Annotated in this window: 25 protein-coding genes, 1 tRNA gene and 1 pseudogene; 10 read left to right on the top strand and 17 right to left on the bottom strand. The window is 65.8% G+C overall.

Annotation, left to right across the window (positions count from 1 at the left end):
* Positions 1 to 319: 319 nt before the first annotated feature.
* The 4 genes from VNW74_RS16210 to VNW74_RS16195 form a co-directional block, all read right to left on the bottom strand.
* Positions 320 to 487 (bottom strand): YegP family protein, encoded by a 168-nt coding sequence (locus VNW74_RS16210; protein ID WP_325678542.1) that lies wholly within the window; start codon positions 485 to 487, stop codon positions 320 to 322.
* A 34-nt stretch (positions 488 to 521) separates the two neighbouring features.
* Positions 522 to 612: transfer RNA gene (locus VNW74_RS16205), tRNA-Ser, on the bottom strand.
* A gap of 29 nt (positions 613 to 641) precedes the next feature.
* Complete coding sequence (locus tag VNW74_RS16200) at positions 642 to 1,100, bottom strand: nucleoside deaminase (RefSeq protein WP_325678529.1); 459 nt, start codon at positions 1,098 to 1,100, stop codon at positions 642 to 644.
* On the bottom strand, positions 1,097 to 1,609 hold the full coding sequence (locus VNW74_RS16195; RefSeq protein WP_325678527.1) for a tRNA adenosine deaminase-associated protein: 513 nt from the start codon (positions 1,607 to 1,609) through the stop codon (positions 1,097 to 1,099). The genes VNW74_RS16200 and VNW74_RS16195 overlap by 4 nt, the downstream gene beginning before the upstream one ends.
* A gap of 142 nt (positions 1,610 to 1,751) precedes the next feature.
* Between VNW74_RS16195 and VNW74_RS16190 the strand changes: the two genes are divergently transcribed.
* Positions 1,752 to 2,690, top strand: coding sequence for a prephenate dehydrogenase (locus VNW74_RS16190; RefSeq protein ID WP_325678541.1), 939 nt, complete (start codon positions 1,752 to 1,754; stop codon positions 2,688 to 2,690).
* On the opposite strand, the gene VNW74_RS16185 is transcribed toward VNW74_RS16190, so the two are convergent.
* The 5 genes from VNW74_RS16185 to VNW74_RS16165 all read right to left on the bottom strand — a co-directional run bounded on the left by VNW74_RS16185 (position 2,659) and on the right by VNW74_RS16165 (position 6,728).
* Positions 2,659 to 3,186 (bottom strand): putative glycolipid-binding domain-containing protein, encoded by a 528-nt coding sequence (locus VNW74_RS16185; protein WP_414686697.1) that lies wholly within the window; start codon positions 3,184 to 3,186, stop codon positions 2,659 to 2,661. The two genes, VNW74_RS16190 and VNW74_RS16185, sit on opposite strands and share 32 nt — an antisense overlap.
* A 74-nt stretch (positions 3,187 to 3,260) precedes the next feature.
* Entirely contained in the window at positions 3,261 to 4,001 is a 741-nt protein-coding gene (locus VNW74_RS16180; RefSeq protein ID WP_325678523.1) for an ABC transporter permease, read from the bottom strand.
* Positions 3,998 to 4,681, bottom strand: a complete 684-nt coding sequence (locus VNW74_RS16175; protein ID WP_325678521.1) for an ABC transporter permease — start codon at positions 4,679 to 4,681, stop codon at positions 3,998 to 4,000. Before VNW74_RS16175 ends, VNW74_RS16180 begins: the two co-directional genes overlap by 4 nt.
* A 2-nt stretch (positions 4,682 to 4,683) precedes the next feature.
* Positions 4,684 to 5,778: an ABC transporter ATP-binding protein gene (locus VNW74_RS16170; protein WP_325678539.1), complete on the bottom strand. Its 1,095-nt coding sequence runs from the start codon at positions 5,776 to 5,778 to the stop codon at positions 4,684 to 4,686.
* Positions 5,779 to 5,786: 8 nt separating this feature from the next.
* Positions 5,787 to 6,728: an ABC transporter substrate-binding protein gene (locus VNW74_RS16165; protein WP_325678519.1), complete on the bottom strand. Its 942-nt coding sequence runs from the start codon at positions 6,726 to 6,728 to the stop codon at positions 5,787 to 5,789.
* Between the two features lie 122 nt (positions 6,729 to 6,850).
* Here VNW74_RS16165 and VNW74_RS16160 point away from each other — a divergent pair, with 122 nt between their 5' ends.
* Positions 6,851 to 7,195 carry a LapA family protein gene (locus tag VNW74_RS16160; RefSeq protein ID WP_325678517.1) on the top strand — a complete coding sequence of 115 codons (345 nt, stop codon included), beginning with the start codon at positions 6,851 to 6,853 and terminating at the stop codon, positions 7,193 to 7,195.
* Positions 7,196 to 7,273: 78 nt separating this feature from the next.
* A complete protein-coding gene (locus VNW74_RS16155; RefSeq protein ID WP_325678537.1) occupies positions 7,274 to 7,861 on the top strand; it encodes a class I SAM-dependent methyltransferase in 588 nt (195 codons plus the stop codon).
* Positions 7,862 to 7,867: 6 nt separating this feature from the next.
* On the opposite strand, the gene VNW74_RS16150 is transcribed toward VNW74_RS16155, so the two are convergent.
* Positions 7,868 to 8,905, bottom strand: coding sequence for a phosphotransferase family protein (locus VNW74_RS16150; protein WP_325678515.1), 1,038 nt, complete (start codon positions 8,903 to 8,905; stop codon positions 7,868 to 7,870).
* 12 nt (positions 8,906 to 8,917) lie between these two features.
* Positions 8,918 to 9,547 (bottom strand): histidine phosphatase family protein, encoded by a 630-nt coding sequence (locus tag VNW74_RS16145; RefSeq protein WP_325678513.1) that lies wholly within the window; start codon positions 9,545 to 9,547, stop codon positions 8,918 to 8,920.
* Positions 9,548 to 9,684: 137 nt separating this feature from the next.
* On the opposite strand from VNW74_RS16145, the gene VNW74_RS16140 reads away from it, so the two are divergent.
* The 6 genes from VNW74_RS16140 (at position 9,685) to VNW74_RS16115 (ending at position 14,608) form a co-directional block, all read left to right on the top strand.
* Positions 9,685 to 9,831, top strand: a complete 147-nt coding sequence (locus VNW74_RS16140; protein ID WP_325678512.1) for a hypothetical protein — start codon at positions 9,685 to 9,687, stop codon at positions 9,829 to 9,831.
* A gap of 64 nt (positions 9,832 to 9,895) precedes the next feature.
* Positions 9,896 to 10,945, top strand: coding sequence for a phosphotransferase family protein (locus VNW74_RS16135; RefSeq protein ID WP_325678510.1), 1,050 nt, complete (start codon positions 9,896 to 9,898; stop codon positions 10,943 to 10,945).
* 12 nt (positions 10,946 to 10,957) lie between these two features.
* Complete coding sequence (locus VNW74_RS16130; RefSeq protein ID WP_325678508.1) at positions 10,958 to 11,722, top strand: SDR family oxidoreductase; 765 nt, start codon at positions 10,958 to 10,960, stop codon at positions 11,720 to 11,722.
* A gap of 18 nt (positions 11,723 to 11,740) precedes the next feature.
* A complete protein-coding gene (locus VNW74_RS16125) occupies positions 11,741 to 13,024 on the top strand; it encodes an acyl-CoA dehydrogenase family protein (protein ID WP_325678506.1) in 1,284 nt (427 codons plus the stop codon).
* The gene (locus tag VNW74_RS16120; protein ID WP_325678535.1) at positions 13,005 to 13,628 is read left to right on the top strand and encodes a helix-turn-helix domain-containing protein; all 624 of its coding nucleotides are present in this window, start codon (positions 13,005 to 13,007) and stop codon (positions 13,626 to 13,628) included. The genes VNW74_RS16125 and VNW74_RS16120 overlap by 20 nt, the downstream gene beginning before the upstream one ends.
* A complete protein-coding gene (locus tag VNW74_RS16115; RefSeq protein ID WP_325678503.1) occupies positions 13,628 to 14,608 on the top strand; it encodes an NADPH:quinone oxidoreductase family protein in 981 nt (326 codons plus the stop codon). The genes VNW74_RS16120 and VNW74_RS16115 overlap by 1 nt, the downstream gene beginning before the upstream one ends.
* A 101-nt stretch (positions 14,609 to 14,709) precedes the next feature.
* On the opposite strand, the gene VNW74_RS16110 is transcribed toward VNW74_RS16115, so the two are convergent.
* Complete coding sequence (locus VNW74_RS16110; protein ID WP_325678501.1) at positions 14,710 to 16,554, bottom strand: alkyl/aryl-sulfatase; 1,845 nt, start codon at positions 16,552 to 16,554, stop codon at positions 14,710 to 14,712.
* 208 nt (positions 16,555 to 16,762) lie between these two features.
* Between VNW74_RS16110 and VNW74_RS16105 the strand changes: the two genes are divergently transcribed.
* The gene (locus tag VNW74_RS16105) at positions 16,763 to 17,248 is read left to right on the top strand and encodes a lipoprotein LpqH (protein ID WP_325678499.1); all 486 of its coding nucleotides are present in this window, start codon (positions 16,763 to 16,765) and stop codon (positions 17,246 to 17,248) included.
* A 112-nt stretch (positions 17,249 to 17,360) separates the two neighbouring features.
* Here VNW74_RS16105 and VNW74_RS16100 read toward each other — a convergent pair.
* The 5 genes and pseudogenes from VNW74_RS16100 to VNW74_RS16080 all read right to left on the bottom strand — a co-directional run.
* Positions 17,361 to 18,815, bottom strand: a pseudogene (locus tag VNW74_RS16100) (sensor histidine kinase); the annotation flags it as partial.
* A gap of 2 nt (positions 18,816 to 18,817) precedes the next feature.
* Complete coding sequence (locus VNW74_RS16095) at positions 18,818 to 19,522, bottom strand: response regulator transcription factor (protein WP_325678533.1); 705 nt, start codon at positions 19,520 to 19,522, stop codon at positions 18,818 to 18,820.
* A 123-nt stretch (positions 19,523 to 19,645) separates the two neighbouring features.
* Positions 19,646 to 19,801 (bottom strand): DUF6131 family protein, encoded by a 156-nt coding sequence (locus VNW74_RS16090; protein WP_325678497.1) that lies wholly within the window; start codon positions 19,799 to 19,801, stop codon positions 19,646 to 19,648.
* Between the two features lie 60 nt (positions 19,802 to 19,861).
* A complete protein-coding gene (locus VNW74_RS16085; protein ID WP_325678494.1) occupies positions 19,862 to 20,017 on the bottom strand; it encodes a hypothetical protein in 156 nt (51 codons plus the stop codon).
* Positions 20,014 to 20,280, bottom strand: a complete 267-nt coding sequence (locus tag VNW74_RS16080) for a hypothetical protein (RefSeq protein ID WP_325678491.1) — start codon at positions 20,278 to 20,280, stop codon at positions 20,014 to 20,016. The genes VNW74_RS16085 and VNW74_RS16080 overlap by 4 nt, the downstream gene beginning before the upstream one ends.
* Between the last annotated feature and the right edge of the window lie 27 nt (positions 20,281 to 20,307).

Genomic DNA, 20,307 nt, shown 5'->3' with positions numbered 1-20,307 from the left:
TGTGGGAAGAAGACCACCAAGGTTGATCGGGCCGCGCCTGGAGCCCCAGATCCCCTGGGCGCGGCCCGATTCGGCGTTTAATGGGAACCATGAACACGTTCGCACTCACCATCCGGAACGCTCTCATCGTCGCGGTCCTGATCTTGGGTGCGTCGCCGGCGTTCGCTGGTACGGCACACGCCCACGGCCACTGCTGCGCGCTACCTGTGCCCCATTCCCGGGTTCATACCCAAGGACCGATCTCCGTCCTCCACCAGGGACCGTTCCCCACCCTGCAGCAGGGACCGTTCTCCGTCCTGGGCGAGAGGTAAGGCCACGACTAGCCGGTGTGATCCTCCACTTTCGCGCCAGGCGCGTGAGTCTTGATCGCCTCAATGCCCTTCTCGGCGTTAGCCTTTGTCTCGTAACCCTGACTGGCCGCAATGATTTCGCCATTCGGGGCACTGTGCCCAAAGCGCGCCCAAGCGGCACGGTCGGAGCCTGAAATGTGGCCTTCACCTGCGGCAATAGGCCGAGAAACTTGGCGGTGGCGGAGGGATTTGAACCCTCGGACGGGGGTTACCCGTCACACGCTTTCGAGGCGTGCTCCTTAGGCCGCTCGGACACGCCACCGCCGGACAGCTTACCCAACGTCGCGGTGCTTACCCCAATCGCTGGCGGGCGAAGAAGGCCGCCAGCAGGGCGGCGCATTCCTCGGCCAGCACCCCGCCGCGGACGGCGGGACGGTGGTTGAGCCGACGGTCGCGGACCACGTCCCACAGCGAACCGACCGCTCCGGTCTTGGGCTCCCAGGCCCCGAACACCAGACGGTCGACCCGTGCCATCACCAGCGCACCCGCGCACATCGTGCACGGCTCGACGGTGACCGCCAGCGTCGCTCCGGCCAGCCGCCAGCCGTCGCCAAGCACACCGGCGGCGGCTCGCATGGCCAGGATCTCGGCGTGTGCGGTCGGATCACCCAGCGCCTCGCGGGCATTGACCGCGCGGGCCAGCTCGCTGCCGTCCGCGCCGACGACCACCGCACCCACCGGGACGTCACGCGGGCCCGCGGTGGCGGCAACCGCCAAAGCGGCACGGATCAGGTCTTCGTCGGACCTCACCGTTCCAGACGTTCGAGCACCGCCGACAGTTCCTCGGCGAAGCCCATTTCCCGCGCGATGCGACCCAACTGCTCGTCGGCGTAGAGATCGGTCTCGTCGAGAATGACGCCCAGCACCGCCTCGGGCAGCCCCACGTCGGAGAGCAGTCCGAGGTCACCCTCCTCGAAGGGGTCGGCATCCTCCAGATCCTCCGGATCGATGTCGGCGTCCAGGTTGTCAAGCACTTCGGCGGCGATGTCGTAGTCCAGTGCAGCGGTGGCGTCCGAGAGCAGCAGCCGGGTTCCCGACGGGGCCGGCCGGACGATGACGAAGAACTCGTCGTCGATGTCGAGCAGCCCGAAAACCGCGCCGGCGCTGCGCAACTCGCGCAGTTCGGTTTCTGCGTCAGTCAAGCTGGTCAGGGCTTTTGATCGCATGGCAGAACAGCGCCATTTACCGTCCTCGCGCACGACGGCCACGCCGAATCCGTCTGGCGTATCCGCCTGCGCGGAAGCCCGCTGTGCTCCCATGGGCGCCTACGCTAGTCCCGCTGGAGCCCGTTGACCAGCACATGACCGGCAGATCGGCGTCGCGTCGGCCGCCTACCGGGGCCGAGCGTTCCGGCGCATGTGCCAACCTTGTGGGGTGGCTGGTCCTGTTTTCAAGACACCGGTGTGCGTGCTGGGCCTGGGGCTGATCGGGGGCTCGATACTGCGTGCGGCGACGGCGGCGGGCCGCCAGGCCTTCGGCTACAACCGCTCGGTCGAGGGGGCCCAGGCGGCCCGGTTCGACGGCTTTGATGCCACTACCGACCTCACCGACGTGCTGACCCGCGCCGCCGATAGCGGCGCGCTGATCGTCCTCGCCGTGCCCATGCCGGCCCTGCCGATCCTGCTCACCCACATCAGCGAATCGGCCCCCGACTGCCCGCTCACCGACGTCACCAGCGTCAAAGGCGCGGTACTGGATGCGGTCAAAGCGGCCGGTCTGCAGGCGCGCTTCGTCGGCGGGCATCCGATGACGGGGACCGCGCACTCGGGTTGGGCCGCCGGCCACGCCCGGCTGTTCGCCGGGGCACCGTGGGTGATCAGCGTGGACGACCACGTCGACCCCGCGGTCTGGTCGATGGTGATGGAGCTCGCGCTGGACTGCGGGTCGGTGGTGGTGCCGGCCAGATCCGACGAACACGACGCCGCTGCCGCCGCGATCTCACACCTGCCACATCTGCTGGCGGAAGCACTGGCGGTCACCGCTTCGGAGGTCCCGCTGGCCTTCGCACTGGCCGCGGGGTCTTTCCGGGACGGCACACGGGTGGCGGGCAGTGCGCCGGATCTGGTGCGGGCGATGTGCGAAGCCAACGCGGGCCAATTGCTGCCGGCAGTGGACCGGGCCATCGAATTGCTTGCCGGTGCCCGGGAGTCGCTGGCGCACAACAAATCTGTCGCCGAGCTTGCTGAGGCCGGGCATGCCGCCCGGACGCGTTATGACAGTTTTCCGCGGCCAGAGATCGTCACGGTGTTCGTCGGCGCCGAGAATTGGCGCGACGAGCTGGCTGCCGCGGGCCGGGCCGGCGGGGTGATCAGATCCGCTCTGCCAAGTCTGGATAGTTGACGATGAACCCGTCGGCATCGACGGTCAGCGTGGTCTCGGACACCGGCGAGTGCACCTTGATTCCCTCGCCAGCTCCCGGCGCCGGACTGCTGTAGCTGACCATTGCCGAGGACACCGACATCTCCGGCAGTCTGACGTAAATCGTCGGCACCGTGATGGAGTCGGCTCGCTCCATCAGGCCGCAGCGGCGGATCGGCAGTGCGTTGAAGAACGGGCTGAACACGACATCGACGTCGAGCGCCCCGTCGTAGGCCGCCCGCGACTCGCCCTGATGGTCGGTGACCAGCCACATGTTTTCCTCGTCGCGGGCGATGGCAAGCTGGCGCTCCCGCTCGGCCAGTGTGACCGTCATCCCGAGTCGTTTGGTCGCGCCGGTCTCATCGGTCTGCAGGTCGTAATAGGCAGCGAACGCCGGGTTGGTGTCGGCGGCAGCGGCCACGATGCGGCCGTTAGCCTTGATTCGCTTGCCAGACAACTGCACTCGTACCGATTCCATCCGCCTGGCGTCGTGTGATCGCCAGGTCAAGATCGCCGACCAGGAGCTCGACGTCGCTTCCGTTGGGGCTGGGCTCACGGGTCTACGTTAGGCGACGGCCCCGGTGATTTCGAGGCGTATTCCGTCACGTTGGAGTCGTTCGGCGGCATCCGGCGCAGCCGACCGGTACCGGGCACTGAGACCCAGATCGCGAACGCCAGCGCGGCATCCAGCATCAACGCCAGCGCAGCCACCATCAGCGCACCGACCAGGGCGATGTGGAATTGCCGCACCTTGATGCCGTCGATCAAATAGCGACCTAGCCCGCCCAAGCTGGCATAGGCGGCCACCGTCGCGGTCGCGACCACCTGCAACGTCGCGGTGCGCAGCCCGCCCAGGATCAGCGGCAGCGCGTTGGGCACCTCGACACGCAGTAGCACCCGCAACTCGCTCATCCCCATCGAACGGGCGGCGTCGACGACGGAGCGATCCACGGCGGCAATGCCGGCATAGGTGCCGGCCAGCAGCGGCGGGATGCCCAACAGCATCAGCGCCACAATCGGCGCCACCAGACCCAGCCCCCACAGCAACACGGCCAACAGCAGCACACCCAGCGTCGGCAGCGCGCGCAGCGCGTTGATCAGGCTCACCACCACGAGCGTGCCGCGGCCGGTATGGCCGACGATCAAGCCGACCGGGATGGCAACCAGCGCCGAAACCGCTACCGCGACGGCGGTGTACTCCAAGTGCTCCATAGTGCGGGCCGCCAGCCCCACCGGGCCGGCCCAGTTGGCGGCGGTGAACAGGTAGGACAGCGCTTGCCCGACGAAGCTCATCGCGAACCCCCCACCACCGGAGCCATCAACAGCCGGCGGCCGGGGCGCGACGCACGGACCCAGGGCGTCGCCAGCTGTCCGGCCAGCAGGATCACCATGTCCACGACGAACGCAAGCATCAGGATGGCGATGATCCCCGCGACGATCTGGTCACTCTTGTTCGCCTGGTAGCCCTCGGTGAACCAGGTGCCCAGGCCGCCGATGCCGATCACCGCACCCACCGAGACCATCGAAATGTTGGTCACCACGATCACTCGCAGCCCGGCAATCAGCACCGGAATCGACAGTGGCAGATCAACTTTGAGCAGCCGCGTGATGGGCCGGTAGCCGATCGCGCTGGCGGCGTCGCGCACCTGCTGCGGCACCGCATCCAGCGCCTCCAGCACCACCCGCACCATCAGCGCCGCGGTGTAGAGCGTCAGCGCCACGATGACGTTGGCTTCGTCCAGGATCCGGGTCGGGATGAGCAGCGGCAACACCACGAACAGCGCCAACGACGGGATGGTGAACACCACACTGGCGGTGACGGTGGTCAGCCTTCGCAGCGGGGGTCGACGCCACACCAGAACTCCCCAGGGGAGCGCGATCGCCACGCCGACCAGCACCGGCACCAGCGACAGCCGTAGGTGGATCACCGTCAGCATCCACGCCGCCGGGAGATGAGTGATCAGGTAATGCACGTCTAGTCCTGCGGCTGGGATTCCAACACGGCCAACACATCGCCGGCCCGCACTCCCCCGATGACCTTGCCCATCTTGTCGACGGCCACTCCCATCGCTGCCGGCGACGACAACGCGGCATCCAGTGCCTGGCTCAGGTTGGCGCCCGGGCGGAACAGCGAGCCGACCGCCGTCACGCTGTCGGTTAACGCGGCGCCGCCGCGGTGCTTGCGCACGCCGCCGGCGTCGATCCACCCCAACGGCGCGCCGTCGGCTCTGACGACCAATGCCCAGCCGCCGCGCAGTTGCGCATCGCCGATATCGGACTCGGCGATCGGGCGGATGTCGTGCACGGGCAATTCGGTTGCGTCCAAGAACTGCAGCCATCGATAGCCACGCCCGGCACCGATCATCCTCGACACGAAATCGTTGGCCGGACGCGACAGCAGCCGCGCGGGCTCCTCGTACTGCTGTAGCGATCCACCCGGACCGAACACCGCGACCCGGTCGGCGAGTCGGACGGCCTCATCGATGTCGTGCGTGACGAACACGATGGTTTTGTGCAATTCGGCTTGCAGCCGCAGTATTTCGCGCTGTAGCTCGTAGCGGACTATCGGGTCCACAGCCGAAAAAGGCTCATCCATCAACAAAATAGGCGGATCGGCGGCCAGCGCCCGGGCTACGCCAACACGCTGCTGCTCGCCGCCGGACAGCTGCGCGGGATATCGGGTGGCCAACCTGGCGTCCAAACCGACCCGCTCCAACACGCTGTAGGCGGCCCTTCGGGCCGACCGGCGCGATTGACCTTTGAGCACCGGCACCGTCGCCACGTTGTCGATCACCCGTTGGTGGGGCATCAGGCCCGCGCCCTGGATCACGTAGCCGATACCCAGGCGCAGTTGCACCGGGTCGACGGCTGCGACGTCGGCGCCATCGACCATGACGGTGCCGGACGTTGGCTCAACCATCCGGTTGATCATCCGCATCGACGTGGTTTTGCCGCAGCCCGACGGGCCGACGAAAACGGTCAGCGTGCCGTCGGGTACCTCCAAAGTCAGACTGTCGACGGCGACGGTGCCGTCGGCGTAGACCTTATTGACATTGTCGAAGCTGATCAAGCCAGGCCTCAACTCCCGATCGGATGGTTGAAGCCATTGTCCCGCAACCAGTTCCGAGCCGCTTCGTCGGGATCGATACCGGAGTTGCCGGACACCGAGGCGTTGAGATCGGCCAGACCTCGGGTGGTCATTTTCGCTGACACCGTGTCCAGCACATCTTTGAGCCGATCGGATTTCTTCTGCGAATTCACCAGCGGCACAATGTTGCCGGCCAGAAAGTTGTGCTGCGGATCGTCGAGCACCACCAGATGGTTCTGCATGATCGCCGGTGACGTGCTGAAAATGTTGGCGGCGTTGACCGTGCCCTCCAGCAGCGCCCGAACGGTGACAGCGCCACCGTCATCGCTGATCGCGATGAAGTTGCCCGGCGCGATGTCGAGCCCGTATCGTGCGCGGAGCCCGACCAAACCCGATGACCGAGCCTGAAAGTCGGAGGGCGCGGCGAACTTCACCTCTGGTGAATGTGCCGCCAGGTCGGCGATCGTCTTCAGGTTCCACTTGGTTGCGGTCTCGGCGGTGACGGTGACCGTGTCGGTATCCGCCGCCGGTGACGGCGTCAAAATCGACAAGTCGCCCGGCAGCCGTTTGTACAGTTCCAACTCGACGCCATCGAGCATGGTTACCGTCTCATTCGGCTCGAAGTACTGCAAGAGATTACCGATGTATTCGGGCACCAGGTCGATCGAATGGTCCTTCAGCGCAGGGATATACGTCTCGCGGCTGCCGATCCCCATCCGCCGTCCGACGTTGAAACCGTTGGTCTGCAAGGCTTGTGCATAGACTTCGGCGATGATTTTCGACTCCGGAAAGCCAGCGGATCCGACCACGATCGAGTTGATGTTGCCCGATACCCCGCCAAGCGGATTCGAGCTGCCGCAAGCCGTGACAACAAGACATAAGGCCGCGAGCCCCGCCGCCGCGCGCCACCGGCGCCGTAGCAGCATGCTCATACCAACCGACACTATCCTCAGTGGGCCGGTCACACGGCGATGACTCGGGCCCGCGGGCCAACACGCCCACGTTTCGCGGGGGTTCGGCACCTTTCCGCGCCGGAAAGGGTGAAGATGGCACCATGAGTAGCGATTCGTCGGTATCGCCCGATCAACCACCTCAAACCACCGCGCCAAGCCAAGACAGCGCGGCGCCGCCGGAATCGGCGGTGAAGTTCACCCGCACGGCCAGCATATGGACGTCCCTGACCGCGGGCTTCCTGATTCTCATCGTGCTGCTGATCTTCATCACCCAGAACACGAGTACGGCGCAGTTGGCGTTCCTCGGCTGGCACGGGAGCCTGCCGCTGGGGGTGGCGATCCTGCTGGCGGCGGTCGGCGGCGGCCTGATCACCGTGGCGGCCGGCACGGCACGGATGTACCAGTTGCGGCGAGCGGCAAAGAAGAATCTCACGGCTGGCCGCTGAGCGACCGTAGCCGCCCATCGCCAGATAACTTAGGGTACCCTAACTACGAGTTAAGGAGGCCCTATGCCATCAACGTGGGTGGGCGCGCTACTGCACAAGGCGCGTCAACAAGGCAAGTCGCCGTTCCCGTACCAGGCGGCGTTCATGATCAATAACCCCGTGCGCCGAGCGCTGCTCAAACCGGCGCGCATCGTCGACAAGCTCGGTCTCGCGGGCGCCGAGCACGTCCTGGAACTCGGGCCCGGCCCCGGATTCTTCAGCGTGGAGATTGCCCGTCGGCTCACCGACGGCCGACTGGAGTTGTTCGACATCCAGCCAGAAATGCTCGAGATGGCCCGACAGCAACTCGAACGGGCGGGCCTGTCCGGCGTCGGCTTCACCGCCGGACAGGCAAGCGATGGGCTTCCATTCCCGGACAACACGTTTGACGTTGCTTTCTTGGCCGCAGTGATCGGCGAGGTGCCAGACCAGCAGGCCTGCCTACGTTCGCTTGGCCAGGTACTGAAACCCGGCGGGCGGCTGGTGTTCGTCGAGATGTTTCCCGATCCCGACCGACTCAACGTGCGAGAGTTGCGTGACCTCGTCGAACCGGAGAATTTCGAATTCGTCGAAGCGACCGGGAACCGCTGGGAGGACGTCGTGAGGTTCCGCAGAGTCGGCGCCTAGAGCTCTTCAGGTCTGCAGCTGGGTCAGCCCACGAGCGATCAACGGCCCCACGGTGTCCCCCACCCGATCGGACGCGTCGCCCTCCGAGCGACCCGACTCGCGGCCGCGGAAATCGATGCCCGCGGCAATGATGGCGAGCTTGAAGTAAGCGAGCGCCATGTAGAAGTTCCAGTGCGCCAACGGCTGTCCGGAGACCACGGAGTAGCGGTGCGCAAGCTCGTCGGCGGCCGGTAGCAGCGGCGACGTCCAGGCCGCGTGGGTGTTGATGATCAGGTCCAGTGACGGATCGCGGTAGACGCACATCAGCGCCGCGTCGCTGAGCGGATCGCCGAGCGTGGACAGTTCCCAGTCCACGACGGCGCGGACCTGCGCAGGATCGTTCGCGTCCAGGATGGTGTTGTCGATGCGATAGTCGCCGTGCACGATCGACGTGCGGCTCTGCTGCGGAATCGACTGGTGAAGCGCCGAATGCAGCCGCGCGACGTCGCCGTCGCGGTCGTCATCGGGTAGCCGCACGAGCTCCCACTGCGAACCCCATCGGCGGACCTGGCGTTCCAGATATCCGCTGGGTTTGCCGAAATCGGCCAGTCCGACGGCAGCCGGGTCAACCGCATGCAGGTCTGCCAGCACCCGGATCAGCGCGTCGACGCAACCTTCGATGACGTGCTGGTCACCCAGCGCCTCGAGTTCGGCGCGGCTGCGCACCACTTGCCCGGCAACGAATTCGACCATTTGGAACGGCGCACCGAGCACCGCGTCGTTGTCGCACAGTGCGACCGCACGTGCCACCGGGACCGCCGTGTCGGAGAGCGCCGCAACCACTTTGTATTCGCGCGTCATGTCGTGTGCCGACGGCGTCAGCCCGTGCAGCGGCGGGCGTCGCAGCACCCACGTCGAGGAGTCATCGGCGACCAGAAAGGTCAGGTTGGAGCGGCCGCCGGAGATGAGCTGTGCGCGCAGCTGGCCATCACGGCCGACGCCGACCGAGCGCAGGTACCCATCCAGCGCGACCAGGTCAAGCCCGTCAAGCGGCGAGGAAGTCACCGGATCTGTCTATCACCCGTCGCCGGGCGCACCGGGCGCGCGCTGGTTCCGCGGCAACAGGTCCCACACGTGTTCGGTGCCGTTGACCGTCACCACGCTCGCCTGACCGGATCGGGAGAACAGCAGCCGGGTCACCGACACGTAGTCGATGGGGAACGACAACACCCGCTTGGTTCCCAGGATCTCGTGTAGCACCACATTGATCACTCCGCCGTGGCTGAAGACCGCCACGGTGTCCTCGTGCTCCGCGCCGCCGGCGACGTCGTCGACGGCCGCACGCACCCGTGCACGGAAAGCGTCTTCGTCGACCGTGCTGGGCAGCTGTCCGGCGGCCATGCGGGCCCACTCCTGCGGGTTCTCGTCGCGGATGTGCTCGATGGGGATGTACACCGGCAGATCGCGGTCGTATTCGGCCCAGCGGTCGTCGATCTCGACCGTCAGCCCGCGGGCGACGGCGACCGGTTCTGCGGTCTGAATCGCACGGCGCTGCGGACTGCTGACCACCCGGGAGATCGGAAACCGGGCCAGCGCGTCGGGCAGCCGTGCGACCTGCGCCCGCCCCTCGTCGGAAAGGTCGGGGTCAGCCCCTTGACCGGGTTCGCTGCGCAGCGGCAACGCATGCCGGACCAGAAGCAATTGCATTCCGTGTTCCCTTCCGCTCGCACCGGTGGCGGGGCGACAGTTTGGTCACATTGATCGGAGCAGCGTAAGGGAGAGCGCGTTGGCTGATATCTCGGCCCTGCCGATGACAGCTTTGCTGGTTTGCGGCGTGACTGGGCATGACACGGCGGTGGGGCGGGCCGTTCATCGGGTATCTGCGAGCGCTGGAGGAGTTCGACCGGCTATTCCCCGGCTTCGAGCATGACCTGCACAGCGTCGATCACGTTGGTGGCGACTACGTGATCAGTTGCGTCGCGGATTCGTGACGACTGCGCCGCGGAGGATGCCGCTGGAGAATGCTATTCTCCGAGCAGAGATTGGGGTGTGCAGATGTCGGATGCCGATGGCGGTTCCCGGTTGGACGCAGGCGTGCTGGGACGCTGGCTGGACGCCAACCGCGCCCCTGGCGCAGGTGAAGAACCCGTCCTCGAACAGCTGTCCGGGGGCTCGCAGAACACGCTCTATCTGATCCAGCGTGGTAACGAGCGCATGGTGCTGCGGATGCCCGGCGCCCGCGCCGACGCGGCCCGCATCGACGGGCTGCTCCGCGAGATCCGACTGGTGCGTGCGCTGCGCGGCACCGATGTGCCGCATGCCGAGCTGATCGCCGCCAACGACGCCGGCGATCTGCTCGGCATGCCCTTCTACGTGATGCGGGCCATCGACGGGTGGAGTCCGATGGACGGCGGCTGGGAAGCGCCGTTCGACACCGACCTGACCGCACGCCGGGGCTTGGCGTTCGAACTCGTCGACGGGGCCGCCAAGCTGGGCCGGGTGGATTGGCGCGGCCAGGGTTTGGACGGCTTCGGCCGTCCGGACGGCTTCCACGAACGGCAAGTCGACCGCTGGCTGGCTTTCCTGGCTGCCTACAAGGTGCGTGAGCTCCCCGGGCTGGACGAAGCCGCCGACTGGTTGCGCCGCAACCGGCCCGGGCACTACACCCCGGGCATCATGCACGGCGACTACCAGTTCGCCAACGTGATGTTCGCGCACGGCGAGCCGGCTCGGCTGGCTGCGATCGTGGACTGGGAGATGACCACGGTCGGCGATCCGCTGCTGGACCTGGCGTGGTGCCTGCTGGGCTACGACGGCGAAAACCCGCGCGAGGATGGCTTTTATCTCGACATGTCGGGCATGCCGACCCGCAGCGAACTCCTCGAGCACTACGAGAAGGTCAGCGGGCTGTCGACCGAGAACATCGACTACTACCTGGTGCTGGCGAACTGGAAACTCGGCATTGTGCTGGAAAAGACCTACGCCGCGGGAGTACGCACCGGGAAGGTCGACTCGAAGATTCAGGACGCTTTCGGGGCGATGATCCCGCAGCTGATCGCCACGGCGGCTGAGCTGGCCGGCTCGCTATCCGCCAAACGCCGATGAGAAGGTAGCGCAATGGGTTACGCCGATGACCTTTTCGACCTGACCGGCCAGGTGGTGCTGATCACCGGGGGCAGCCGGGGGCTAGGCCGGGAAATGGCGTTTGGCGCCGCCCGATGCGGCGCCGACGTGGTGATCGCGAGCAGGAAGCTGGACAACTGTGTCGCCACCGCCGAGCAGATCGAGCACGAAACCGGCCGCACGGCAATGCCGTACCAAGTCCATGTCGGGCGGTGGGATCAGCTCGACAGCCTCGTGGACGCGACCTACGAACGGTTCGGCAAGGTCGATACGCTGATCAACAATGCCGGTATGTCACCGGTTTACGACAAGCTCACCAGCGTCACCGAGAAGCTGTTCGACGCGGTGGTCAACCTCAATCTCAAAGGTCCTTTCCGGTTGTCCGCGTTGGTCGGCGAACGGATGGTGGCGGCCGGGCGCGGCTCGATCATCAACGTCAGCACCGCCGGTTCGCTGCGACCGACACCCGACATCATTCCCTACGCGGCGTCGAAGGCCGGGCTCAACGCCATGACCGAAGGCCTAGCGCGGGCCTTCGGACCGACGGTGCGGGTCAACACGTTGATGGCCGGCCCATTCCTCACCGACGTCAGCAAGGCCTGGAACCTGGACCAGGCGACGCAGAATCCATTCGGCCATCTGTCACTGCAACGGGCCGGAGACCCGGCCGAAATCGTCGGTGCGGCATTGTTTCTGGCTTCCGACGCGTCCAGCTTCACCACCGGCTCGATTCTGCGGGCCGACGGTGGAATTCCCTAACGAGCAGGAGTATTCGATATGGCATGGGACTTCTCCACCGAACCGGAGTTCGAGAAGAAACTCGACTGGATCCGCGAATTCGTCCGCGAAGAGGTCGAGCCGCTGGAGGTGCTGTTCCCCGGTTGCGAGTTCTTACCGTTGAACGACGAGCGCCGCAAAATCGTCGACCCGCTCAAACGGCAGGTCCGCGACCAAGGACTGTGGGCCCCGCACCTCGGTCCGGAACTCGGCGGGCAGGGCTTCGGCGCAGTCAAGCTGACGCTGATCAACGAGATCCTGGGCCGCAGCCCCTGGGCACCAATCGTCTTTGGCACCCAGGCACCTGACACCGGCAACGCGGAGATCATCGCCCGCTTCGGCACCCAGGACCAGAAGGACCGCTATCTGAACGGCCTGCTGTCCGGCGAGATCTTCTCGTGCTTCTCGATGACCGAGCCGCAAGGCGGCGCCGACCCAAGGGTCTTCACCACCCGCGCCGTCCGCGACGGCGACGACTGGGTGATCACCGGACGAAAATACTTCTCCTCCAACGCATCCGTGGCATCCTTCTTCATTGTCGTGGCGATCACCAACCCTGACGTGGCGGTGCATCACGGTGCCTCGACATTCCTGATTCCGGCAGCCACCGAGGGCCTGAATATCGAAGCCAACCACCATCTGGTCGGCGCGGATCCGCACGAACCAGGGCATTCCCTGGTGCACTACGACGGGGTGCGGGTGCCATCGGACGCGTTGCTCGGTGAGCCCGGCCAGGGCTTCCTGATCCTGCAGACCCGGTTGGCGGGCGGACGGCTGCATCACGCGATGCGCTCGATCGGCATGGCGCAACGCACAGTCGAGATGATGTCCAGGCGCGCTAAAAGCCGTTTCACTCAGGGCACTTTGCTCGCCGATAAGCAGCTGGTGCAGGAGTTCGTTGCCGACTCCTACACCGAGTTGGCACCGTTCCGGCTGACCGTACTGCACGCCGCGTGGCTGATTGACAGCGGCGACGAGCACGCTGCCCGTGCCGAGATCGCCACCTGCAAGATCTTGGCGTCGCAAGTTCTGAAATCGATTGCGCTGCGCGCCATCCAGGTGCACGGAGCGCTCGGGCTCACCGATCAGCTGCCGTTGGTCAATGTTCTGCTGGGCGGTATCGCGCTCGGCCTGGCCGACGGGCCGACCGAGGCACACAAGGTCAACCTGGCCCGGATGCTGCTCAAGGGTGTCGAAGGCGAAGACGGGGATTGGCCCAGCGAGATGCTGGACGTCCGCCGCGCGGCTGCACGCGCCAAATATGGTGAGCTCGTTGACCAATAGCCGGGTGACCGCGGCCGTCGAGCGCGCCCTCGACGATCGTCAGCGCGAAGCCACCGAGGAGGTCGAACGCATCCTCGCCGCCGCCGTTCGAGTCATGGAACGGGTGGCGCCCGAACCGCCGCGGGTGAGCGATATTGTCGCGCAAGCCGGCTCGTCGAACAAAGCGTTCTACCGATACTTCGCCGGCAAAGACGACGTCATCCTGGCGGTGATGGAGCGCGGTGTCGCGATCGTCGTCTCCTACCTGCAGCATCAGATGGACAAGGAGGCCACGCCGGCGGGCAAGGTGCGGCGCTGGATCGAGGGTGCGCTGGCGCAGGTCGCCGACCCGCACCTGATCAGCATGAGCCGTGCTGCGGCCGGCCAGATTTCGGCCACCGCCAACTGGCGGGCCGCAGACGACGAGATCATGTCGCCGATGCGCGATCTGCTAACCGCGCCAATCGCGGCATTGGGCAGCACGGACGTTCGCCGCGATGCCGACACCGTATTCCGCTGCACGGTGGCGACCATGCGGCGCCATCTGGACTCGACCGACCGGCCCGGCCCGGCCGACATCGATCACTTGGTGCGGTTTTGTTTACGCGGGTTGGGGGCGGGCTGATGCGCGCGGTTGTCTGCCGCAACTACGGTCCGCCGGAAGACCTGGTTGTCGACGAGGTCGCCGATCCGACGCCAGGTCCGGGCCAGCTGCTGGTCCGGGTACACGCCGCGGCCGTCAACTTCCCCGATGTGCTGCTGATCGCCGGCAAGTACCAGATCAAGATTCCGGTGCCGTTCACCCCGGGCAGCGAACTTGCCGGCGAGGTGGTGGCCGCGGGCCCCGGTTCTTACGGAGCGCCGTTCACGCCCGGCGACCGGGTGTTCGGGGCCACCCCGACCGGTGCTTTCGCCGAACTGGCCCTGCTCGATGCGCACCAGGTGTCGGTGATTCCCGACGGCACGGACTTCGCCCCCGCGGCGGCGTTCGGCGTCACCTATCGCACCGCATATCACGCCCTGCGATCGGTTGCCCAAGTCACAGAAGGGGATTGGGTGGTGGTCCTCGGAGCGGCCGGAGGGGTCGGCCAGGCCGCGCTCGACTTGGCGGTCGGCATGGGAGCCCGGGTACTGGCCGCGGCGTCGACCGAGGACAAACTCGAGATCTGCCGGCAGCGCGGGGCCGAGGCGACCGTCGCCTACGACCGGGACGATCTGAAATCGGCCATCCGCGAACTCACCGGCGGCGGTGCTCGCGTCGTCATCGATCCGGTCGGTGGACGCTACGCCGAGCCGGCCCTGCGTGCCCTGGCCCGGGGCGGAACGTTCGTCACCCTGGGCTACGCCGCGGGCACGATTCCCGCTATCCCGCTCAATCTGGTTCTACTGAAAGACATCACCATCCGCGGCATGGAGATCCGCACCTTCACCGCCGATCACCCCGACGACGCCGCGCGCGATATCCGGGAGCTGCAGCAGATGTTCGCCGACGGCCGCATCCAGCCCTATGTCGGCGCCCGGTTCCCGTTGGCCGACGCCGCGGCGGCGTTACGGCACGTGGCCGAGCGCAAGGCGGTCGGCAAGGTGGTCATCGATGTGGCTTGACTTGGACTGCATCCTCATCCGTCGCAGGAGTCCCTCGGCGCTCTGAGGCGGCACAGGGGCCACAGCCTTCAGGCGGAAACCCATGTGACCACCCCGGCTCGTCACGGCGTGATGATGTTGAACGCCGGATCGGGCCTGTCCAGGACACTCAGCAGCCCCTGTAGGGCCGTCTGATCCCCCGATATCTCCAGCCCCGCTGAGCCGATATCGCCCATCGCCACCGTGAGGAGTCGAACCGCGTTGTCCAGCTTGACGGTGACGTTCGCCGTTGCGGGTTCGGCGGGGACCTCACGACTCACCAACACGCCATTACGCAGTGCCAGCCGGTAATTGGTGTTCACGTCGGTCAAGGTGATGTCGACGGCGAGGTCCAAGTCCCAGGCGTGGGGTCCGTTGATGCTGAGGGCCAAGCCGTCGAAGATCTGCTCCGGCGTGAGCTGAGACAACAAGGTCAGCGAGGTGGCCTGGGTCGCGGTGCCGAAGTTGCCGTCCCGCAATTCGACAGCGCCGGACAGGAAGAAGTTGCGCCATGTTGCATTCTCGGCGCCGTAGGCCAACTGCTCGAACGTGTCCGCTAGCAGTGCGCCGGCGGCGGCATGCGTGCTGTCGGCGAACACCGCATGATCGAGCAGGGTTGCAGCCCAACGGAAGTCACCTGAGTCGAACGCTTGCTGCGCGAGTTCGACGACGCGCTCGATGCCGCCCATCGCGTCGACGTATCGGGTAGCCAGAGCTTCTGGCGGGTGCGGCCACAGCCGTGCCGGGTTGCCGTCGAACCAGCCCATGTAGCGCTGGTAGATCGCCTTGACGTTATGGCTGACCGACCCGTAATACCCGTGCGTGTGCCACGCCTTGTCCAGCGCCGGTGGCATCTCGAGCATTTCGGCGATCTCGGCGCCGGTGTGGCCTTGGTTGAGCAGCCGCAGCGTCTGGTCATGCAGATAGGCGTACAAGTCGCGTTGCAGTGACAGAAACTCGATTAGGCGCTCACGTCCCCACGTTGGCCAGTGGTGGGAGGCAAACACCACGTCGGTGCGATCGGCGAATTTGTCGATCGCCTCGGTCAGATAGCCCGACCAGGCATGCGGGTCGCGAACCAGCGCGCCGCGAAGCGTCAACAGGTTGTGCAGGTTATGGGTGGCGTTCTCAGCCATGCACAGCGCGCGGAATCGGGGGAAATAGAAGTGCATTTCGGCCGGGGCCTCGGTCCCCGGTGCCATCTGAAATTCGATCTGCACACCGTCGATGGTGTGGGTCTCGCCGGTGGTCCCGATGTCGATCGTCGGAACGATAATCGAAACCTCGCCGGTCGACGGTGTCTGCCCGAGTCCGCAGCCAACTTGGCCGCGCGGCCCGCGGGGCAGCAGCGTTCCGTACATGTAGGTCGCCCGCCGCGTCATCGCCGGACCGGCGTAGACGTTCTCCTGTACCGCGTGCTCGACGAAGCCTTCCGGCGCCAGCACCGCCACTTTTCCCGCGTCCACGTCAGCCTGTGATGTCACGCCCAGCACGCCGCCGAAATGGTCCACATGGCTGTGGGTGTAGATCACCGCGACGACGGGACGGTCGCCACGATGCGTGCGGTACAGCTGCAGCGCGGCGGCCGCCACCTCGGTGGAGACGAGTGGGTCGATGACGATCAGGCCGGTGTCGGCCTCAACGAAACTGATGTTGGAGATGTCCAGGCCGCGGACCTGGTAGATGCCCGGCACCACCTCGTAGAGACCTTGCTTGGCGGTCAGCATGCATTGCCGCCACAGACTGGGATGCACTGATGACGGCGGGTCCCCGCTGATGAACGAGTACGCGTCGTTGTCCCACACCACACGTCCGTCGGCGGCTTTGACGACACAGGGTGCCAGCGCACCGATGAATCCCCGGTCGGCGTCGGCGAAATCCGTCGTGTCGTCCAGCGGTAGCGCGCGACTCTGGCGTTTGTGTTCCACCCACCTGACACTGCCATCAATTCCGCGGCGCAGTAACAGAAACGCCCGATCGGCAACCCGCCAGCAAACGTCTGCTGAAGCCCGATTAGCGGCATTGGCCTGCAAACGAATTTTTGGCGAATTCGATACCCGCGGTTCGCTAACGCTGCATACTGCCAACGCGGTCTGTGAACTTCCTGTGGACCGCCGCAACGGCAAAGGAGCACGAGTGAAGCGTTCAGTTAGGGTCGCTGCAGCGGCGACGGCGATCGTCGTCGTAGGCCTGTCCGGATGTTCGAGTAATAAGTCGACGACGAGCGGTGGCGGGTCATCATCGAGCGCGACCAGCGCGGCGGCAGCCGGCTCGAGCGGGACATCCGCGGCGAAAGTGAAAATCGACGGCAAAGACCAGAACGTCCAGGGCGTGGTCGCCTGCACCGCGGCTGCCGGCAACGTCAACATCGCCGTCGGTGGGGCGCAGACCGGCATTGGCGCCGTGCTCACTGACGCCAACCCGCCCGCGGTGAAGTCGGTCGGACTCGGCAACGTCAACGGGGTCATGCTCGGCTACACCTCCGGTACCGGTCAGGGCAACGCCAGCGTGACCAAGGACGGCAGCACCTACAAGATTTCCGGCACCGCGACCGGGGTGGATATGGCCAACCCGATGCAGCCGGTGAACAAGCCGTTCGAGATAGACGTCACCTGCCCCTAGGGCTTCTCTTCGATTCGAGTCCGTGGGTAACACGCCCACCCGACGGCGGCGCCCCCACGGCGTCGCCGTCGTTGCGTGCTAGCGGGTTTGCGTCGCTATCCTCGGTGGTCAGCGGCAGCCGCACCGTGAAATCGGTATGGCCCGGCGCGCTATCCAGCGTGATCGTGCCGTGATGGGCTTTGATCACCGCCGAGACGATCGCCAGGCCTAGGCCGGTGCTGCCGCCCTTTCGAGATCGGGACGTGTCGCCGCGGGCGAACCGCTCGAACACCTCCGACTGCAGCTGCTCGGGGATTCCGGGACCGTTGTCCACCACGCTCAGTACGGCATGCGTTGTGTCGGAAGCCAATCGCGTGGTCACGACGGTTCCCTGGCCGGTGTGAACGCGGGCGTTCGCCAGCAGATTGGTCACTACCTGATGCAGCCGGGCCGCGTCGCCGCAGACCATTACCGGGTCTTCGGGCAAGTCGAGCTCCCACTGCTGATCCGGCCCGGCGACATGCGCGTCGCTGACCGCGTCCACTGCCACCCGCGAGAGATCCACCGATTCGCGTTCCAATGGCCGCCCGGAGTCCAACCGGGCAAGCAGCAACAGATCCTCAACGAGGTGAGTCATCCGCTCGGTTTCGGATTGCACGCGCTGCATCGCATGTGTCACCGCATCGCTGTCGTCGCGCATCCGTTGCGCCAGTTCGGTGTAACCGCGGATCGCGGCCAGCGGCGTGCGGAGCTCGTGACTGGCGTCGGCGACGAACTGACGCACCCGGGTCTCGCTGGCCTGCCGTGTCGACAGTGCCGCCGAGATGTGGTCGAGCATCCGGTTCACCGCCGACCCGAGCTGCCCAACCTCGGTGCGCGGGTTAGCATCCGCGTCGAGCACCCGAACCGGCAGCTCGACTTCACCGCGGTCCAGCGACAGATCGACAACCTCGCCGGCGGTCTGCGCCACTCGCCGCAACGGCGCCAGCGCGCGCCGGATGATCACGATGCAGGCCGTCGTGGCGGCCGCCACGGCGATCACGATGACCACAGCGAAAATCAGTAGGACGCGGATCATCGTGGCATCGACGTTGGACATCGACAGGCCGGTGATGATGATGTCGCCGCTCTGCCGGGCGGGTGCGGCAATGACGCGATACCGGCCCAGGCCGTCGAGATTTCGGGTTACCGGTGTCCGGTTGGCAGGGATCGCAGACAACTGGGCCTTGGCCGCGTCGGTCAACCCGGCCCGGCCGCCGGCGGTGGTCAGGTAGCCGGCCTCCATCGCCTCACCGTTGCCGACGATGGCGGCGACCATGCCCACCGGCTGGCCCGGCGCGTCAAGGAAGACCGGCCCGGGGCCGGGTCGCGGGAATGGCCGCAGGTGGTGGCGCCACGGCGCAGACGGCGGCTCACCGAATATCCGCACCGAGCGCTGCGAGGCGTCGTGCAGTTGGGTGTCGAGCTGCGCAACCAGGTATCGGAACAACGCAAGCTCGGTCACCGCGCCGATTCCGACGCACACGATGGCGAGCACCACGACCTGTCCGATCAATAGCCGTAGCCGAAGGGACCAAGCCCGTCCCATGACTAGGGGGCCGGCTTGAGTACGTAGCCGGCGCCGCGCAGGGTATGGATCATGGGCTCGCGCCCGTTGTCGATTTTCTTACGCAGATACGAGATGTAGAGCTCGACGATGTTGGACCGGCCACCGAAGTCGTAACTCCACACCCGGTCCAAGATCTGTGCCTTGCTCAGCACGCGCTTGGAGTTGCGCATCATGAATCGCAGCAACTCAAACTCGGTGGACGTCAACGAGATCGGCTCCCCGGCGCGGGTCACCTCGTGGCTGTCCTCGTTGAGCACCAGGTCGCCGACGACGAGCTGGGCGCCGCTGTCCTCCGTCGTCACGCCGGTGCGCCGCAACAGCGCCCGCAGCCGCAACACCACCTCTTCGAGGCTGAACGGTTTGGTGACATAGTCATCGCCACCGGCGGTGAGGCCGGCGATGCGGTCTTCGACGGCATCCTTCGCGGTCAGCAGCAGCACCGGCAGCTGCGGATTTTGTTCGCGCAGTTTCCGGAGAACATCGAGCCCGCTCATATCGGGCAGCATCACGTCGAGGACGACCACGTCGGGACGCTGCGACCGGGCGGACTCCAGCGCCGACGATCCGTCGCCGGCGGTGGCGATGTTCCAGCCCTCGTAGCGAAGCGCCATCGACACCATCTCGGCGAGGACGGCTTCGTCGTCGACCACCAGCACATTGATCGGATTTCCGTCGGCGCGACGCATAACGACCCGCTCGACGGCTGTATGGGGTTGGCTCACAGCTTTCAAGTATGCCCAGCACGATTAGGTGCTGCTATGGCGTTCCTATGTGTCGGCTGTGAACCAACCCCAGTGCCGGGTTTGCGATCAGAACCAGACTCTTCGGCCTGCGACTGGACGACCGACAGAGCCCAAGATGAAGAACACCACGCCGATGACCACCAGAATCCACCCGAGGGTCGCCAGCAGTGGCACCGGCAGCACATAACCGAGGACGAGCAAGATAATTCCGAGGACAATCATGACAACTCCATTCCAATCAATTGCAGATGTTTTGGCTTTGGCTTTTCTCGGTGATTCGCGTTAATACCAGTAGCGCCTGCCGGCGACCGGGCGACCAACAGAGCCCAGAACCCAGAGCACCGCACCGATGACCAGCAAGATGATGCCGATCGTTGTAAGGACAGGCACTTTGAGGAAGAATCCCACAAGCAGCAGCAGGATGCCCAAAGCAATCATGACGCCTCCACTCCGAGCAGGTGCTCGATGTCCATGGCGGGCATCGAACTGGGTTGCGGCAAATGACAATCGCCCACCTTCGGGTTGACACCCGCGTAATTCAGGGGACCCACAAGCACCGTGACCGCGATAGTGCCCAATGAGGCACAGTTTTGGTCGGTATTCTTCAAGTAACCCCGTTGGAATGCGGCGACCACGCCGATCACCAACCAGACCACCACAATTGCACTGATTAAACCTCCGCCGCGCATCCTGGCCTCCATCAATGTGGGAAAAGAAAACCGCAGAGC

It is taken from the genome of Mycobacterium sp., assembly GCF_035570115.1.
Lineage (GTDB): Bacteria > Actinomycetota > Actinomycetes > Mycobacteriales > Mycobacteriaceae > Mycobacterium.
This window is presented reverse-complemented; position numbering and strand designations above follow the sequence as displayed.

What these genes read in the sequence shown, in the direction of transcription:
- VNW74_RS16085 (WP_325678494.1), bottom strand. Translation starts at nt 20,017, where the DNA reads ATGATTGCTTTGGGCATCCTGCTGCTGCTTGTGGGATTCTTCCTCAAA.
- VNW74_RS16140 (WP_325678512.1), top strand. Translation starts at nt 9,685, where the DNA reads ATGACACGGCGGTGGGGCGGGCCGTTCATCGGGTATCTGCGAGCGCTG.
- VNW74_RS16180 (WP_325678523.1), bottom strand. Translation starts at nt 4,001, where the DNA reads ATGAGCTTCGTCGGGCAAGCGCTGTCCTACCTGTTCACCGCCGCCAAC.
- VNW74_RS16095 (WP_325678533.1), bottom strand. Translation starts at nt 19,522, where the DNA reads ATGCGTCGCGCCGACGGAAATCCGATCAATGTGCTGGTGGTCGACGAC.
- VNW74_RS16135 (WP_325678510.1), top strand. Translation starts at nt 9,896, where the DNA reads ATGTCGGATGCCGATGGCGGTTCCCGGTTGGACGCAGGCGTGCTGGGA.
- VNW74_RS16080 (WP_325678491.1), bottom strand. Translation starts at nt 20,280, where the DNA reads ATGGAGGCCAGGATGCGCGGCGGAGGTTTAATCAGTGCAATTGTGGTG.
- VNW74_RS16145 (WP_325678513.1), bottom strand. Translation starts at nt 9,547, where the DNA reads ATGCAATTGCTTCTGGTCCGGCATGCGTTGCCGCTGCGCAGCGAACCC.
- VNW74_RS16130 (WP_325678508.1), top strand. Translation starts at nt 10,958, where the DNA reads ATGGGTTACGCCGATGACCTTTTCGACCTGACCGGCCAGGTGGTGCTG.
- VNW74_RS16125 (WP_325678506.1), top strand. Translation starts at nt 11,741, where the DNA reads ATGGCATGGGACTTCTCCACCGAACCGGAGTTCGAGAAGAAACTCGAC.
- VNW74_RS16185 (WP_414686697.1), bottom strand. Translation starts at nt 3,186, where the DNA reads ATGGAATCGGTACGAGTGCAGTTGTCTGGCAAGCGAATCAAGGCTAAC.
- VNW74_RS16115 (WP_325678503.1), top strand. Translation starts at nt 13,628, where the DNA reads ATGCGCGCGGTTGTCTGCCGCAACTACGGTCCGCCGGAAGACCTGGTT.
- VNW74_RS16090 (WP_325678497.1), bottom strand. Translation starts at nt 19,801, where the DNA reads ATGATTGTCCTCGGAATTATCTTGCTCGTCCTCGGTTATGTGCTGCCG.
- VNW74_RS16160 (WP_325678517.1), top strand. Translation starts at nt 6,851, where the DNA reads ATGAGTAGCGATTCGTCGGTATCGCCCGATCAACCACCTCAAACCACC.
- VNW74_RS16195 (WP_325678527.1), bottom strand. Translation starts at nt 1,609, where the DNA reads ATGGGAGCACAGCGGGCTTCCGCGCAGGCGGATACGCCAGACGGATTC.
- VNW74_RS16165 (WP_325678519.1), bottom strand. Translation starts at nt 6,728, where the DNA reads ATGAGCATGCTGCTACGGCGCCGGTGGCGCGCGGCGGCGGGGCTCGCG.